Origin of the sequence: Pseudomonas sp. NPDC077408 (genome assembly GCF_050269105.1) — a bacterium.
Lineage (GTDB): Bacteria > Pseudomonadota > Gammaproteobacteria > Pseudomonadales > Pseudomonadaceae > Stutzerimonas.
The window spans coordinates 159507-174588 of record NZ_JBNNHS010000007.1; the positions used below are offsets into that span (position 1 = coordinate 159507).

Below are 15082 nucleotides of genomic sequence, written 5' to 3' on the forward strand. Positions count from 1 at the left end.
CGCCCTGCCTGAACCGGCGCTCGTGTAGGAGCGAGCTTGCTCGCGATCAGAAATGACTGCGTGGGTGCGGGATCGCCAGCAAGCTGGCTCCTACAACAGGGGTTGGCGGATATCAGCAACGGCTGACGGATGGACGGATAGATGCCGGCCAGACGCCCTCTACTGCAATAGCCCAATCCGGGCTAATCGACAGCAGGAGGACGCGATATGGAAACCACCCGTTATTCGGAAGAGATAGACACGCGAGCTTTGCAAGCCCACGGCGTGCCCGGTGACCCCGAAGAGCCTGGCGTGCCGGACCTGCCGAGCGAGCCCGGCGAGCCGACTATCCCGGATCAGCCGCCGCCAGACCCGGTAGCCTGACAGCCGTCATCACGCCGGACCAGCGGCCTGCGCGAGCAGGTCGACCACCTGCTCGTCGCTGGTTTGTTCGAAGTTGCCGTAATGACACCCGACCCCGATGAACGGCTCGGGCATTGCCAGGCAGACCAGCTCGTCCACTTCTGTTTTCAACATTTCGATCACATCCCGTGGGCCCACTGGCACGGCTAGGACCACGTGGCTCGGCTTCGATTGCTTGAGCCCCTTCAGCGCTGCCCGCACCGTGGCGCCGGTGGCGATGCCATCATCGATCACGATGACGCAGCGATCCGTGAGCACGGGGGCTGGTCGCTCGCCACAGTAGCGATGCCGACGACGTTCCAGCTCGGTCAGTTGACGCTGCATTTCTTCTTCGAACCAGCTCGGTGGTGGTGCGATCTGGTTAAGCAATTCCTGGTTGATCACCCACTTCGGCTCGGCGCCGTCGATCACCGCGCCCAGCGCCAGCTCTTCGTTACCCGGCGCGCCGATCTTGCGCACCAGCACCAGATCCAGTGGTGCCCTCAAGCGCTGCGCCACTTCGAAGGCGACCGGAACCCCGCCGCGCGGCAGGGCCAGCACCAGGGGCGAATCCGCCGCAAGGTGCTGCAGGGCTTCGGCCAGCTCCTGGCCGGCATGGGTGCGGTCGCGAAACAGTTGCGATTCGGGCATTAAGACGCGCATGACTCACTCTCCGAATGGGTAGGTATCCGGAACGCTCTCTTCGTCGATCTGCTGGGGGGCGATCGGTTTGACCGCGTGGGTCTGTTCGAGCCAGAGCAGGGCGTCGAACTGTTCAGACAGTATGGCTTGGAAATAATGGCTCTGGCGTTCGGTAGCCGGGCGGTAGATCACCCCAATGGCCCGCTCGAGGCGCGGCCTGGCCAATGCTTTGCGAAGCTGCGGATCGTCGCGCCACGTGGTTAGCGAAGCCGGTAGTTCAGTGCGCAAGAACAGCTGCTCCCAGCTGTCCGGGCGCGACGGCCGAACCTGTTTGACCTGCATGGGTTCGTCCCAGTTGTCAGCCGCTGCCACCTCGCCGCGGTCGGTGCCCATGCCGATCAGCACCGCATCGCGACCGAAGGCGGTACGGCACAGCTCACCGATATTGAATTCGCCGCCCCAGCCCATGGAGGTCGAAGCGGCGTTGCCGATGTGCGAGTTGTGCGCCCAGACCACCGCCTTGGCACCCTCGCCGCGATGCGCCAGTAGGGCCTGCAGGGTGTCGAACATGTGCCGATCACGCAGGTTCCACGATTCGGTTGAGCCCTGGTACATGGCTCGGTAGTACTGCTCGGCGGCGAGCACGACGCGGGCATTCTGCTCGGCATTGAAGAAGCTGCTGCCGTCCTTCTTCATGTATTCCAGCCGCTGGTCGAGCAAGGCGCGTAGCTGTTCGACCACGGCGCCCTCGCAGGACGGTTCGCCGCGCATCACGTTGCGACCGTAGATCGCCGGCTCGTCATGCCAAGGGCTGAGGCAGCCATATCGGCGCCGCGCGGTCGCGGCGGCGTCCGGGTCGACCCGGTCGAGATAGCCGAGCACCTCCTGGATCGAAGCGCCCAGGCTGTAGACGTCCAGCCCGCGAAACTCGACTCGACGCTCGGCAGGCTGGGCATCGTTGTGGCCGCGTAGCCAACGGGCGAAGTCGGCGACTTCCTGGTTGCGCCACATCCAGGTCGGAAAGCGCTTGAAGCCTTCCTCGACCCAGGCCGGAGGCTGCTGCTGGCGAACGTAGCGGTCGATCTTTGCCGCATCCGGCCAGTCGGCTTCGGCGGCGACGATGCTGAAGCCGTGTCGCTCGATCAATCGGCGAGTTATCGCCGCTCGGGCGCGATAGAACTCCGACGTGCCGTGGCTGGCTTCGCCGATCAACACTACCCGTGCGTCAGCAAACTGCTCGAAGGCGTCGGCAAATTCCGGATCATCAATGTCGGGCAATACGGTTGCGCTACGGCGCAGCAGCTCTACCAGCTGTTCCTCGGTCGATTCTTTAGGTCGTGGACGTGACTGGATCATGGCCTCGTCTCCTGGTCTGCTTTCTAGGATGACCGACGGCGGATTGCCCCGTTCAGACCGTCCGGCGGCTGATTCAACAAGCACAAGCGGCAGAACTGAATGCGACGGACTAGTCTCTAACCAAAGCGACGCCAATCTCGGCGAGCGAGTTTCCGCCGAAGGCGCTAAGACACGAGGGACACCTATGACGACCTGGATCATCGCTTACAGCAAAGACGGCAATACCTCCATTCTGCGGACCGAATCCGATCGCCAGCCGGATATAGACGAGGCAGTAGAGCTGGTCACCCGAAAGGCAGAGCAGGACTTCGCCGGTGAGGAAGAGGCTTACGAGATGGATCCGGACGTAGAGCAGACTCCCGCCACCCGCCTGGCCCAGCGCTTCGGCATCACCGTGACAGGCATTTCCCAGGCCTGATTCGCTCAGGCCACCTGCCACACGCCATCATCCCCAACCACGAAAAGGCGCCGGCCCAGGTCGGCGTCTACTTCCATCATTCCGGTGAAGCTGCCGAAGGCCGGCAGTAGGCTGACCCGCTCGCCTAGGCAGAAACAGGGTAGGCGCAACGACTGGCGGCCGCGTCCATGCAGGCGGAACGCCGGGTGCAGATGGCCTGCCATGACGTGATGGCTGGGATGCGGGTCGGGTTCGTGCTGCAGGGCGAACGGGCCGAGCAGCAGCGGTTCGGGCACCACGGTCATTTCCAGGCTGGCAGGCGGGTCGCCGGCGCGACGGTCGTGGTTGCCCCGTATCAGGGTCACCGCAAGCTCTGGGTGCTTGGCACGCCAGTCGAGCAATTGGCTGAGCGTGGCGGGCGTCTGTGATTCCGGCGCATGGAGGAAGTCACCGAGGAAAATCAGCTGCTCGCAGCGGTAGCGGTCGAGCAGGGCGTCGAGCCGTTGCAGGTTGGCCTGGGTGGTGCCGTGTGGCACCGGTTGGCCAAGACGACGATAGGCGGCGGCCTTGCCGAAATGGATATCGGCGATCAGCAGTGCTTTTCGATCAGGCCAGTAGATGGCTTTGTCGGGGAGCAACCAGAGCTCCGTCTGCTCGAGTTCGATGGAGAGGTGCGAAATCATGACGGCAGTTTATCGCGCCTGCGGCTCCTATGGCGGTTCGGTGCTGCTTTGATGCTGAGTGGGCGTCGCCTCGGAGGAGCTTTTGCTTTTCCTGTGGGAGGCCCGCCCTCGGGGCGAAGCTTTTGCTTTATTGGGCGTCCGCAAGCTGGCTTTCGCCGCGGGGCGCGCCTCCCACATGGACGGTTGGGTGCGGGCTGCTGATTTTGTGGGAGGCCCTCCCTCGGGGCGAAGCTTTGCTTTATTGGGCGTCCGCAAGCTGGCTTTCGCTGCGGGGCGCGCCTCCCACATGGACGGATGGGTGCGGGCTGCTGATTTTGTGGGAGGCCCGCCCTCGGGGCGAAGCTTTTACTGGGCGTCGCCAAGCTCGCTTTCGCCGCGGGGCGCGCCTCCCACATGGACGGTTGGGTGCGGGCTGCTGATTCTGTGGGAGGCCCTCCCTCGGGGCGAAGCTTTTGCTTTATTGGGCGTCCGCAAGCTGGCTTTCGCCGCGGGGCGCGCCTCCCACATGGACGGTTGGGTGCGGGCTGCTGATTTTGTGGGAGGCCCGCCCTCGGGGCGAAGCTTTTACTGGGCGTCCCCAAGCTCGCTTTCGCCGCGGGGCGCGCCTCCTACATGGGCGGTTGGGTGCGGGCTGCTGATTCTGTGGGAGGCCTGCCCCCGGGGCGAAGCTTTTTGTTTTCGGGGAGCAGGCGGTCGCCTTGGCGCTACGACGTGTTTCAAGGTACGCGTCGCGCCTTTTTAGGCCTTGGCGTTCCGTCCTTGGTTGCGCGCGGTTTGCGCTTGGGGCTGGTTTCCCGCTCCACGGCAATACTGGCGTCGCCCTCTGGCTGATAGCCACCGGGACCTGCTGCCTTGTCCAATTCCGCGACCATGCGACGGATGCGGTCGGCGAGTTTTTCTGAACTCATGCTTTCGCGGAAGCGTTCGACCATAAGCGGGAACGCGAGCGGCGTGGTGCGTTTGACCTGATGGATGTCCAGCTGGCGCTGCTGCAGCCGGCTCATGGTCTGTTCCAGTCGCTCGACTTCCAATTCCTGGCGCAGCACTTCTTCCTCTGCCTGGTTCAGTAGCAGATTGGCCGGGTCGTACTGGCGAAACACGTCGAAGAACAGACCGCTGGAGGCCTGCAGTTGGCGCGCGCTTTTCTGAGCGCCGGGGTAGCCTGAGAAGACCAGTCCGGCGATCCGCGCAATCTCGCGGAAACGACGGCGCGCCAGCTCACCAGCATTGAGGCTGGCAAGCACGTCATGCAGCAGATTGTCCTGACTGAACAGGTTGGGCGTCAGCCACTGCAACCAGTCCACCTCGGTTGCCGAGAGCAGTTCGAACCCGTAGTCGTTGACGGCGATGGAGAAGGTCAGCGGCTGGTGCTGGCCCATGCGCCAGGCCAGCAGGCTGGCGAGCCCCAGGTGCACGTGGCGACCCGCGAAGGGGTAGAGAAACAGGTGCCAGCCCTCGCGGGACTTCATCACCTCGGCCAGCAGCGTGGTTTCGGTGGGCAGCGCCGACCAGTCCATCTGCACGCGCAGCAACGGCTCGACCAGCCGCATCTCGGGCGTGGTGAACTGCCCGCGCGAGGCGGCGCCGAGCTGCTCGACCACCGCATCGGCCAGTTCGCTGGACAGCGGCATCCGCCCGCCATTCCAGCGTGGCACGGCGGCCTTCTTGCCCGTGGCGCGACTGACGTAGGCGGTCATGTTCTCGACCCGCACCAGTTCCAGCAGTCGGCCCCCGAAGAGAAAATTGTCGCCGGGCCGCAAGCGCGCGATGAACCCTTCCTCAATGGTGCCCAGTGAGCGGCCGCTGCCACCCTTGGCCCAGAATTTCACCGTCAGGCTGGCATCGCTGACGATGGTGCCGATGCCCATGCGATGACGCAGCGCCACGCGGCGGCTGGGGACCTTCCACAGCCCGGTCTCGTCCGGCTCGACGCGCTGGTAATCCGGGTATGCCGTCAACGAATGACCACCGTGCCGCACGAAGGCCAGTGCCCACTGCCAGTGGTCATCGGTGAGCTCGCGATATGACCAGGCCTGGCGAACTTCTGCGAACAGCTCATCAGGCCGAAAGCCTCCGCCCAGTGCCATGCTGACCAGGTGCTGCACGAGCACGTCCAGCGGGCGCTGCGGTGCGCTGCGGGCCTCGATCCGTCGCTCTGCGATCGCCACCTGGGCTGCGGCGGCTTCTATCACTTCCACGCTGTGGGTAGGCACCAGCGTGACTCTGGAGGTACGCCCCGGTGCATGACCCGAGCGCCCGGCGCGCTGCATAAGCCGCGCCACGCCTTTGGGCGAACCGATCTGCAACACCCGGTCGACCGGGAGAAAGTCGACACCCAGGTCAAGACTCGAGGTGCAAACGACAGCCTTTAGCGCGCCTTGCTTGAGGCCCAGTTCTACCCAGTCACGTACCTCGCGCGACAGCGAGCCATGATGCAGGGCGATCAGCCCGGCCCAGTCCGGCCGCGCACCGAGAATCGCCTGATACCAGATCTCCGACTGAGAGCGGGTATTGGTAAAGACCAGTGTCGTGGCGGCCGAATCAATCTGCTCGACCACCTGCGGCAGCATGCGCAGCCCGAGATGACCGGCCCAGGGGAAGCGTTCGATACTCGGTGGCAGCAGTGTGTCAACGCGCAGATCCTTGACAACCCGGCCTTGCACCAGCCTGCCGCTGCCCGCATGCAGCAGAACTTCCAGCGCGTGCGGTTGATTGCCAAGGGTTGCGGACAGCCCCCAGACGATCAGGTCTGGCATCCATTGGCGAAGTCGAGCCAACGCGAGCTGCAGCTGCACGCCGCGCTTGTTGCCCAGCAGCTCATGCCACTCGTCTACCACCAGCATGCGCAAGCCAGCGAAGGCCTGGCGCGCATCGGTCCGGGTCAGCAGCAGGGTCAGGCTCTCCGGTGTGGTCACCAGCGCGCTCGGCAACCTTCGCCCTTGGCGCGCGCGCTCGGAACTGCTGGTGTCACCGGTTCGCAGGCCGATGCTCCAGTTGATGCCGAGATCGTCCAATGGGGCTTGCAGGGCGCGGGCGGTGTCAGCAGCCAGCGCACGCATGGGGGTGATCCAGAGGACGGTGAGCGGAGCAGGTTTGTCCGATAGCTTGGCAGACGGCTGCGGGTCTTCTGCGGACCAATCGGCTCCGCGAGAAGCGAATCGATTGAGCGCGCCAAGCCAGACGGCGTAAGTCTTGCCCGAGCCCGTGGTGGCATGGAGCAGGCCCGATTCGCCCTTGTGTACTGCCTGCCAGACCTGCTGTTGGAACGGGAACGGCTGCCAGTTGCGGTTGGCAAACCAACGTTCGGCAAGCGACGCGGGCGTCGTGCTCATAACCCGAAGGCCACCCGATAAAAGCGAGGGTCGTGCTTCTGCTTTTCGTAGGAGCGAGCTTGCTCGCGAACCTCGGATTCCGCAGGGTTGCTGATCGCCAGCAAGCTGGCTCCTACAGGGGAGTCGTGCTTCCGCTCTTCGTAGGAGCGAGCTTGCTCGCGATCCTTGGGCTCCGTGCGGGTTGTGATCGCCAGCAAGCTGGCTCCTACGCGGGAGTCGTGGTTCTGCTTTTCGTACGAGCTAGCTTGCTCGCGAGCCTTGGGCTCCGCGGGGGTGGTGATCGCCAGCAAGCTGGCTCCTACACGGGAGTCGTGCTTCTGCTTTTCGTAGGAGCGAGCTCGCTCGCGATCCTTGGGCTCCGCGGGGGTGGTGATCGCCAGCAAGCTGGCTCCTACATGGGGGTCGTGGTTGTGCTTTTCGTAGGAGCGAGCTTGCTCGCTATCTTCGGGCTCCGCGGGGGTTGTGATCGCCAGCAAGCTGGCTCCTACATGGGGGGCGTGCTTCTGCTTTTCGTAGGAGCGAGCTTGCTCGCGATCCTTGGGCTCCGTGCGGGTTGTGATCGTCAGCAAGCTGGCTCCTACACAGGACTCGTGCTTCTGCTTTTCGTAGGAGCGAGCTCGCTCGCGATCCTTGGGCTCCGCGGGGGTGGTGATCGCCAGCAAGCTGGCTCCTACACAGGAGTCGTGCTTCCGCTCTTCGTAGGAGCGAGCTTGCTCGCGATCCTTGGGCTCCGCGGGGGTTGTGATCGCCAGCAAGCTGGCTCCTACATGGGGGGCGTGGTTCTGCTTTTCGTAGGAGCGAGCTTGCTTGCGAGCCTTGAGCTCAGTGCGGATGCTGATCGTCAGCAAGCTGGCTCCTACACAGGACTCGTGCTTCTGCATGACTTCTCTAGGCCGCATCATCCGAGCAATTCCTTCAGCGTCTCCAGCGTATCGGCCTCATCCACCGGCTTGTCGAGACGCCAGCGCAGCATGCGTGGGAAGCGCACGGCGATGCCGCTTTTGTGCCGGCTGCTGGCGGCGATGCCCTCGAAGCCGAGTTCGAACACCAGCGTCGGGGTCACGCTGCGCACGGGGCCGAACTTCTCCACGGTGGTCTTGCGCACGATGGCGTCGACCTTGCGCATTTCCTCGTCGGTCAACCCGGAATACGCCTTGGCAAAGGGCACCAGCTTGCGCTCGGGGTCGCCCGGCTCGCCGTCCCAGACGGCGAAGGTGTAGTCGGTATACAGACTGGCGCGTCGACCGTGGCCGCGTTGGGCGTAGATCAGTACGGCATCGATGGAATATGGATCGATCTTCCATTTCCACCAGACGCCGACGTCCTTGGTCCGGCCAACGCCATACTGCGCGGCGCGCGCCTTGATCATCATGCCCTCGACGCCGCGCTCACGGGACGCCTCGCGCTGGCGCGCCAGATCGGTCCAGTCACGGCCGGTCACCAGCGGCGACAGCATCAGCCGTGGATTGGGGCATTGCGCGACGACGGCTTCGAGCTGTTGCCGACGTTCGTGGTGCGCTCGCTGGCGCCAGTCGTCGCCCTGCCATTCCAAGAGGTCATAACTGAGCACCGCAACCGGGGCGTCCTGCAGTACTTTGGCGGTCAGGTTCTTGCGGCCGATCCGCTGTTGCAGCAGGGCGAAGGGCTGCACGCCGAAGCGCTCGGTTGCTTCGCTATCGTCGCGAGCGGGCTGCTGGAAAAAGTCGGTCGCAGGCTCGCCGGGCGCGTGCTTCCAGACCAGTACCTCGCCGTCGATCACCGTGCCATCCGGTAGGCAGCCGGCCAGTTCACAGAGTTCGGGAAAACGTTCGCTGACGAGCTCCTCGCCGCGCGACCAGACCCAGATCTGCCCGTCGCGCTTGACCAGCTGGGCGCGGATGCCGTCCCACTTCCACTCGATGAACCAGTTCTCCGGCGCGCCGAGCAGCGTGTCGAACTCCTCGACCGGCGCCTGCAACGGATGGGCGAGGAAAAACGGGTAGGGCTGGCCGCCGCGTTGTGCATGCTCGTGTTCGGACTCTTCGGCGACCAGTGCGCGGTAGCCTTCAGCGCTGGGACGATGAGACAGGTCGGTGTATCCCACCAGCCGTTGCGCGACGCGTTTGGGGTCGAGATCGCCCAGCGAAGCCAGCGCGCGGGTGACCAGTAGTTTCGACACGCCGACGCGAAAGGCGCCAGTGATCAGTTTGATGCAGACCATCAGGCTCAGTCGATCCAGCTGTGCCCAGAGTGCAGGCAGGCGTTCGGTCAGCTCTTCCGGCGGCAGGCCGCGCAGCGGCAGCAACTTGTCCTGCATCCACACGGCCAGCCCGTCGTCGGAGCTGTGCTCGGCTTCGGGCATCAGCAGTGAGATGGTTTCGGCCATATCGCCGACCGCCTGGTAACTTTCCTCGAACAGCCATTCCGGCAAGCCCGAGGCATGCATGGCGGTTTCGCGCAGGACACGGGTCGGGACCAGCTGGCGCGGGCGGCCGCCGGCCAGAAAGTAGACCGCCCAGGCCGCGTCGGCCGGATCGGCGTCGCGGAAGTAGTCCCGCATCGCCGCGAGCTTGGCGTTGCTCGAGGTGGTGGCGTCGAGGCGGCTGTAGAGGGTGGCAAAGGCTTTCATTTCGGCCCGCCTGTAACAGCTGCGGCAGGCTGTTCGCGAGCAATCCTGCTCCTACTGGGGCTAGGTCGCGTTTCTGCTTGGGTGCACTTCCGTAGGAGCCAGCTTGCTGGCGATCCATGGTGACGCAAGGGTCCCGGTTCGCGGGCAAGCTCGCTCCTACAGGAGAGGCGACGGAGCTCAGCGTTGTTGCTCTTTGGTAGGAGCCAGCTTGCTGGCGATCCATGGCGACGCAAGGGTTTCGGTGCGCGAGCAAGCTCGCTCCTACAGGAGAGGCGACGGAGCTCAGCGTTGTTGCTCTTTGGTAGGAGCCAGCTTGCTGGCGACCCGTGGCGACGCAAGGGTTCCGGATCGCCAGCAATCTCGCTCCTACAGGGGCGGCGTCGTATTTCAGCGGCGGTTTTCTTCCGTAGGAAGCGTAAGGCATGACTACGGGTCATTCGACCTCCTGGGACGAGGCGTCATCCTCATCACCGTACTCGGTCTCGAAGGCCTGGGCGTCGAGGCCGCGCATCTCCCGCAGGTAGCGCACCAGGACCGCAACTGAACCATGGGTCGCCATCACCCGCTCTGCGCCGGTCTGCTCGATGGCCCAGAGCAGGCCCGGCCAGTCGGCATGATCGGAAAGCACGAAGCCGCGGTCGACCCCGCGCCGGCGACGGGTGCCGCGCAGCATCATCCAGCCACTGGCAAAGGCGTCGGCGTAGTCACCGAAGCGGCGCATCCAGGTGCTTCCGCCGGCGGAGGGCGGGGCGAGGATGATGGCGTGCTTCAAACGCGGGTCACCTTTCTTCAGGTCGCCCGCATAGACGGTCGGGGGAAGATAAATGCCACCTTCGCGGTAGACCTTGTTCAGCGGCTCGACGGCGCCGTGGACGACGATGGTGCCGATGCTTTCGTCCAGGCCATGCAGGATGCGCTGCGCTTTGCCGAAGGCATAGCAGAACAGCACGCTGGCGCGCCCGGCCGCCGCGTTGGCGCGCCACCAGTCGTTGATCTCGCGGAATATCTCGGCCTGGGAGGGCCATTTGTAAATCGGCAGGCCAAAGGTCGATTCAGTGATGAAGGTGTGGCAGCGCACCGGCTCGAAGGGTGCGCAAGTGCCGTCCGGCTCCACCTTGTAGTCGCCAGAGGCGACCCAGACTTCGCCCTTGTATTCCAGTCGGACCTGGGCGGAACCGAGCACATGGCCGGCGGGATGGAAGCTGAGCTTTACGCCGTGGTGCTCGATGGACTCGCCATACGCCAGCGTCTGCAGTGGCATGTCAGCGGCGATGCGTGAGCGCAGGATGCCTTCGCTGTCGCGGGAGGCCAGGTAATGGCCCATGCCCCAGCGCGCATGGTCGCCGTGGGCGTGGGTGATGACGGCGCGCTCTACCGGCCGCCAAGGGTCGATGTAGAAATCACCAGGCGGGCAATACAGGCCTTCGGGGCGGGCAACGACAAGATCCATGAATACAGACACTTTGCGGGCTTGTAGCGTTGGAGCCCGGGTCGGCGTTGGGAGTTCGCCTGCAAGGTCGCGTCGGTGGGATGAAGCCCACCCTACAGGGCCGGGAGGTCGCCTCTGGTCAGGTGGGTGGAGTAAAAGCCATCCTGCTGGGCGGGGATCAGTCCACCAACTTCAGATGAGAGGTGTCCGGCACAGGCGCATCGCTGGCACGGCGCCGTTCGCCCATATCGCTGCCCACCGGTGCCAGGCTGAACTGTGACAAGTCGACAACCGGCGGCTGCACGGGCGCGCGGGCGTCCTGAAGATCGACGCCGACCGGTGCAATGCCGAAGTCCGGCGCCTCGACGTCGGCGAAGGCCGCCATGTATTCGTCGCGCGGAGCGACCTTCAACGGTTGTGGCGATGCTGCAGGGGCAGAAGGCTGTTGTGCCGGGGCTGCGTCCTCTGACGGCGGCGGGGCGAGCTCGATTTCCTCGACTTCGACCGGCATCGGTCGCACTTCGGCGATGGCACCTGCGCGGGCCATGGCCTGGCGATACTTCTCGACGCTGGCATGGTCGAGGTCCTGCTTGATCACGATCCGCCGACCGGAAAACAGCACGGCGATGCGCTGGGCGTCCGCCTGAAACAGGCGAGTCAGGTTGGCCTCGACCTGCTCCAGCTTTGCGCCCGGAGCGAGTTCGCCGGAAAACGATATTTCATAGCGGCTCATGATAGAGGCCCTTTTGACTGCCAAGGAAAGGATGCGCTGATCATAGAGCCTGGCACTGACGCTTGAAAGCCAGCGGGTTGGTCGTGCTGTCTGTGCTGCGACGTCGTTGGCATGCCGGCTCCGTCAGCGCCGATGGTGGTCTTCGACGGGCGACACAAAGGCTGTCCCGTATCAGCTGCCCAAAGCTTGGCTGGGTAATAATGCAACGCCGTCGGCACTTTCTCCCCGTCCAGCCCAAGGATCGCGAACTCATGGTGGTATTCGAAATCAAGTCGCTCAGCCCGGAAACCTACCGGCAACAGACGCGACGCAGCACGCTGGTTGTAGCCGTGACCTTTGCTGTGCTGGCGATGGGGCTGGCAACCCTGGCCGTTGCGCTGTTCGGCGAGGCGGGTGCAGATAACCTGAAGTGGAACGTGGCAGGGGTCGTGGCCGGTTTGCTGCTGACTGCCGCTTTGGTGCGCTTTGTCTATCTGCAGCAGTCCTGGATGGCTTGCGCTGCTTACGGCTGGAACCTCAAACGCAGCCTGATGAGCGTCACTAACGTCATGCACCATGTCACGGCGGGTGTGGCAGCGGGTGATCCCGAGGCGATAAAACTGCTGCGCTTCTACCATCTCGGGCTGACTCAGATGCATCAGCTGGATGGCAACAGCGCCTCGCTCAGCGAAGTGACAGAAGAAATCAATCAGCATCGCGACATGATGGAAGCGCGCGGGATGGATATCGATCAAAACCGTCTGGAAGACGCCTGGCTAGCCTCCGTGAAGCGTTTCCCCGCAGGAAAGGGTCGCTGAATAAGTGGCCCGATCCTGTCCATGCCAGCCGCGCTTGCCGATTGGGTTGAGGGATGGCGTACCCCTGGCGGCCTGATCAACTGATCGCTGCCCGTTCCTGGTGAGACGAACGGCGTGCCCCGCACGCCTGTAATTCCGAATGCCCATAGCGGCACGCCGCAATGGCTGCGCCGCCGTTGGATAGCGCTGGTTGTAATCCATCGGAAAACTCATACTCGGCAACGCTTAACCCGGCGGTGCCGGAATCAGATGGTTCGTCCCATTAGCCTCTCAGGCTCAGGAATCTCCCAATAATGAAACGGCTGTTTATGCTCGGCCTGATGGCCGGTCTTTCGCTGCAATCCATCGCCGCCGAACCTCGTTCCCCTTTGCTGGATGACAAGCCGGCCTTTATTGCCAGCCTTATCGAGCAGATGACGCTGGAAGAGAAAATCGGCCAGTTGCGGTTGATCAGCATCGGCGGCGACATGCCGCGCGAACGCATCCTCGACGAACTGAAAGCGGGCCATATTGGCGGCACCTTCAATACCGTCACCCGCCACGACAACCGGCCGATGCAACAGGCAGCCCTGCGCAGCCGGATGAAGATCCCGATCTTCTTTGCCTATGACGTGGTGCATGGTCATCGGACGATCTTTCCCATCGGCCTGGGCCTGGCCTCAAGCTGGGATCTCGACACAATCGCCAGCAGTGGCCGCGTGCAGGCCATCGAAGCCAGCGCTGACGGCTTGGACATGACCTTCGCGCCTATGGTCGACATATCCCGCGATCCACGCTGGGGCCGGACATCCGAAGGCTTCGGCGAAGACCCTTATCTGGTATCGGAAATTGCGCGCACCATGGTGCAGGCCTACCAGGGCCAGTCGCCAGCCGCACCGGACAGCGTGACCGCGAGCGTCAAGCATTTCGCCCTGTACGGTGCGGTCGAGGGCGGGCGTGACTACAACGTGGTGGATATGAGCCCGATGCGCATGCATCAGGACTACCTGCCGCCTTACCAAGCGGCTATCGACGCCGGAGCGGGGGGCGTGATGGTGGCGCTCAATTCCATCAACGGAGTGCCAGCCAGCGCCAATACCTGGCTACTGCAGGATCTGCTACGGCGCGACTGGGGCTTTGACGGCGTTGCTCTCAGCGATCACGGCGCGATCAGCGAACTGATGCGTCATGGCGTAGCCAAAGATGGCCGCGAGGCGGCAAAGCTGGCGATCAAGGCCGGCATCGATATGAGCATGGCCGACTCGCTGTATCGCGAGGAACTGCCGGGGCTGGTGGCATCGGGTGAGGTCGGCATCGGCGAAATCGACACGGCAGTGCGCGAGGTGCTTGGCGCCAAGTACGACATGGGCCTGTTCCACGACCCGTTCCGACGCATCGGCTTGGCCAAAGACGATCCGGCAGACGTCAACGCGGAAAGCCGTTTGCATCGCGAGGCCGCCAGGGCCGTCGCGCGCGAATCAATTGTGCTGCTGGAAAACAAGGACCAGACCTTGCCGCTGCAAAAGCGCGGGACCATCGCGCTGGTGGGGCCGCTGGCCGATTCGCCGGTCGACATGATGGGCAGCTGGTCCGCTGCGGGCGTCGCTAAACAGTCGGTGACCCTGCGCCAGGGCTTGCTCGACGCGTTGGGTGACAAAGCCGTTCTGCGTCACGCCCGCGGCGCCAATATTACCGACGATCCGCACATGGTCGAGTACCTGAACTTTCTCAACTGGGACAAACCCGAGGTGGTGCAAGACTCACGCTCACCGGAAACGATGGTTGCCGAAGCGGTCGCAATGGCCAAACAGGCCGACGTGATCGTGGCTGCCGTGGGCGAATCGCGCGGCATGTCACACGAAGCGTCGAGTCGCACCAGTCTGCAGATCCCGAAAAGCCAGCAAGCACTTCTTAAAGCGCTCAAGAAGACCGGCAAGCCGCTGGTGCTGGTGCTGATGAATGGCCGTCCGCTGGATCTCAACTGGGCGAAGGCCAATGCCGATGCAGTTGTAGAAACCTGGTTCAGTGGTACCGAAGGGGGACATGCCATCGCGGATGTGCTTTTCGGCGATCAGAATCCCGCCGGCAAGTTGCCGATCTCTTTCCCCCGTTCGGTGGGGCAGATTCCTACCTATTACAACCACCTGCGCGTCGGTCGGCCCTATGTCGAGGGCAAGCCTGGCAACTACACCTCGCAGTACTTTGAGGAGCCCAATGGGCCGCTTTATCCCTTCGGCTATGGCCTGAGCTACACCGATTTCGAATTGTCCGAGGTGCGCTTGTCCAGCCCGAGCATGCCGCGTGGCGGCGGCCTGGAAGCAAGCGTGACGCTGAAAAACACCGGGTCGCGTGACGGTGCGACGGTTGTACAGTTGTACGTTCGGGACGAGGTGGCATCGGTGATCCGCCCGGTGAAGGAGCTCAAAGGGTTTCGCAAGGTTTTCCTCAAGGCCGGCGAGACGCGGGAGGTCCGCTTCAAGCTCGAAGAACAGGACCTGAAATTCGTAAACGCGCAGCTTGAGCGTGTTGCCGAGCCCGGCGTGTTTGAGGTGCAAATCGGGTTAGATTCGGAGCAGGTCAAGCGGGGGCAATTCACCCTTCTGTGAGCCATCGAGCGCACCGCTGGTCGCCTGGCCTCAGCCCGCTACGGCCGGGCGTTTGGGCGACCGCATGCAATGTGAAAAAAGTCCTCTCCAGGTAGCTATCCGGCGCACATGCGGCGTGGGATGATTTGCCGCTTTGCTT

General features: G+C 63.7%; 12 protein-coding genes. 4 read left to right on the forward strand and 8 right to left on the reverse strand.

Translation table 11 applies throughout. The annotated features are described in order from the left end of the window. Positions 1 to 207: 207 nt before the first annotated feature. Positions 208 to 363: a hypothetical protein gene (locus tag ACQKEK_RS17660; protein WP_499143873.1), complete on the forward strand. Its 156-nt coding sequence runs from the start codon at positions 208 to 210 to the stop codon at positions 361 to 363. Between the two features lie 9 nt (positions 364 to 372). Here the strand turns inward: ACQKEK_RS17660 and ACQKEK_RS17665 are convergent, their stop codons facing one another. Continuing rightward, entirely contained in the window at positions 373 to 1044 is a 672-nt protein-coding gene (locus ACQKEK_RS17665; protein WP_128119057.1) for a phosphoribosyltransferase, read from the reverse strand. A 3-nt stretch (positions 1045 to 1047) separates the two neighbouring features. Next, positions 1048 to 2379 carry an erythromycin esterase family protein gene (locus ACQKEK_RS17670; protein ID WP_499143872.1) on the reverse strand — a complete coding sequence of 444 codons (1332 nt, stop codon included), beginning with the start codon at positions 2377 to 2379 and terminating at the stop codon, positions 1048 to 1050. 184 nt (positions 2380 to 2563) lie between these two features. On the opposite strand from ACQKEK_RS17670, the gene ACQKEK_RS17675 reads away from it, so the two are divergent. Further along, the gene (locus ACQKEK_RS17675) at positions 2564 to 2797 is read left to right on the forward strand and encodes a hypothetical protein (protein ID WP_499143871.1); all 234 of its coding nucleotides are present in this window, start codon (positions 2564 to 2566) and stop codon (positions 2795 to 2797) included. A gap of 5 nt (positions 2798 to 2802) precedes the next feature. On the opposite strand, the gene pdeM is transcribed toward ACQKEK_RS17675, so the two are convergent. The 6 genes from pdeM to ACQKEK_RS17705 form a co-directional block, all read right to left on the reverse strand. Further along, positions 2803 to 3459 (reverse strand): ligase-associated DNA damage response endonuclease PdeM, encoded by a 657-nt coding sequence (gene pdeM / locus ACQKEK_RS17680; protein WP_499143870.1) that lies wholly within the window; start codon positions 3457 to 3459, stop codon positions 2803 to 2805. A 716-nt stretch (positions 3460 to 4175) separates the two neighbouring features. Continuing rightward, on the reverse strand, positions 4176 to 6791 hold the full coding sequence (locus ACQKEK_RS17685; protein WP_499143869.1) for a ligase-associated DNA damage response DEXH box helicase: 2616 nt from the start codon (positions 6789 to 6791) through the stop codon (positions 4176 to 4178). Further along, the gene (locus tag ACQKEK_RS17690) at positions 6788 to 7693 is read right to left on the reverse strand and encodes a hypothetical protein (protein WP_499143868.1); all 906 of its coding nucleotides are present in this window, start codon (positions 7691 to 7693) and stop codon (positions 6788 to 6790) included. Before ACQKEK_RS17690 ends, ACQKEK_RS17685 begins: the two co-directional genes overlap by 4 nt. Beyond that, complete coding sequence (locus ACQKEK_RS17695; protein WP_499143867.1) at positions 7690 to 9399, reverse strand: ATP-dependent DNA ligase; 1710 nt, start codon at positions 9397 to 9399, stop codon at positions 7690 to 7692. The genes ACQKEK_RS17690 and ACQKEK_RS17695 overlap by 4 nt, the downstream gene beginning before the upstream one ends. Positions 9400 to 9832: 433 nt before the next feature. Then, the gene (locus tag ACQKEK_RS17700) at positions 9833 to 10849 is read right to left on the reverse strand and encodes a ligase-associated DNA damage response exonuclease (protein ID WP_499143866.1); all 1017 of its coding nucleotides are present in this window, start codon (positions 10847 to 10849) and stop codon (positions 9833 to 9835) included. A gap of 157 nt (positions 10850 to 11006) precedes the next feature. Next, the gene (locus ACQKEK_RS17705; RefSeq protein ID WP_463286141.1) at positions 11007 to 11561 is read right to left on the reverse strand and encodes a hypothetical protein; all 555 of its coding nucleotides are present in this window, start codon (positions 11559 to 11561) and stop codon (positions 11007 to 11009) included. A gap of 251 nt (positions 11562 to 11812) precedes the next feature. Between ACQKEK_RS17705 and ACQKEK_RS17710 the strand changes: the two genes are divergently transcribed. After that, a complete protein-coding gene (locus ACQKEK_RS17710) occupies positions 11813 to 12358 on the forward strand; it encodes a DUF3087 domain-containing protein (RefSeq protein ID WP_499143865.1) in 546 nt (181 codons plus the stop codon). A 293-nt stretch (positions 12359 to 12651) separates the two neighbouring features. Continuing rightward, the gene (bglX, locus tag ACQKEK_RS17715; RefSeq protein WP_499143864.1) at positions 12652 to 14943 is read left to right on the forward strand and encodes a beta-glucosidase BglX; all 2292 of its coding nucleotides are present in this window, start codon (positions 12652 to 12654) and stop codon (positions 14941 to 14943) included. Positions 14944 to 15082: the final 139 nt, after the last annotated feature.

What these genes read in the sequence shown, in the direction of transcription:
- ACQKEK_RS17660 (WP_499143873.1), top strand. Translation starts at nt 208, where the DNA reads ATGGAAACCACCCGTTATTCGGAAGAGATAGACACGCGAGCTTTGCAA.
- ACQKEK_RS17665 (WP_128119057.1), bottom strand. Translation starts at nt 1,044, where the DNA reads ATGCGCGTCTTAATGCCCGAATCGCAACTGTTTCGCGACCGCACCCAT.
- ACQKEK_RS17670 (WP_499143872.1), bottom strand. Translation starts at nt 2,379, where the DNA reads ATGATCCAGTCACGTCCACGACCTAAAGAATCGACCGAGGAACAGCTG.
- ACQKEK_RS17675 (WP_499143871.1), top strand. Translation starts at nt 2,564, where the DNA reads ATGACGACCTGGATCATCGCTTACAGCAAAGACGGCAATACCTCCATT.
- pdeM (WP_499143870.1), bottom strand. Translation starts at nt 3,459, where the DNA reads ATGATTTCGCACCTCTCCATCGAACTCGAGCAGACGGAGCTCTGGTTG.
- ACQKEK_RS17685 (WP_499143869.1), bottom strand. Translation starts at nt 6,791, where the DNA reads ATGAGCACGACGCCCGCGTCGCTTGCCGAACGTTGGTTTGCCAACCGC.
- ACQKEK_RS17690 (WP_499143868.1), bottom strand. Translation starts at nt 7,693, where the DNA reads ATGATGCGGCCTAGAGAAGTCATGCAGAAGCACGAGTCCTGTGTAGGA.
- ACQKEK_RS17695 (WP_499143867.1), bottom strand. Translation starts at nt 9,399, where the DNA reads ATGAAAGCCTTTGCCACCCTCTACAGCCGCCTCGACGCCACCACCTCG.
- ACQKEK_RS17700 (WP_499143866.1), bottom strand. Translation starts at nt 10,849, where the DNA reads ATGGATCTTGTCGTTGCCCGCCCCGAAGGCCTGTATTGCCCGCCTGGT.
- ACQKEK_RS17705 (WP_463286141.1), bottom strand. Translation starts at nt 11,561, where the DNA reads ATGAGCCGCTATGAAATATCGTTTTCCGGCGAACTCGCTCCGGGCGCA.
- ACQKEK_RS17710 (WP_499143865.1), top strand. Translation starts at nt 11,813, where the DNA reads ATGGTGGTATTCGAAATCAAGTCGCTCAGCCCGGAAACCTACCGGCAA.
- bglX (WP_499143864.1), top strand. Translation starts at nt 12,652, where the DNA reads ATGAAACGGCTGTTTATGCTCGGCCTGATGGCCGGTCTTTCGCTGCAA.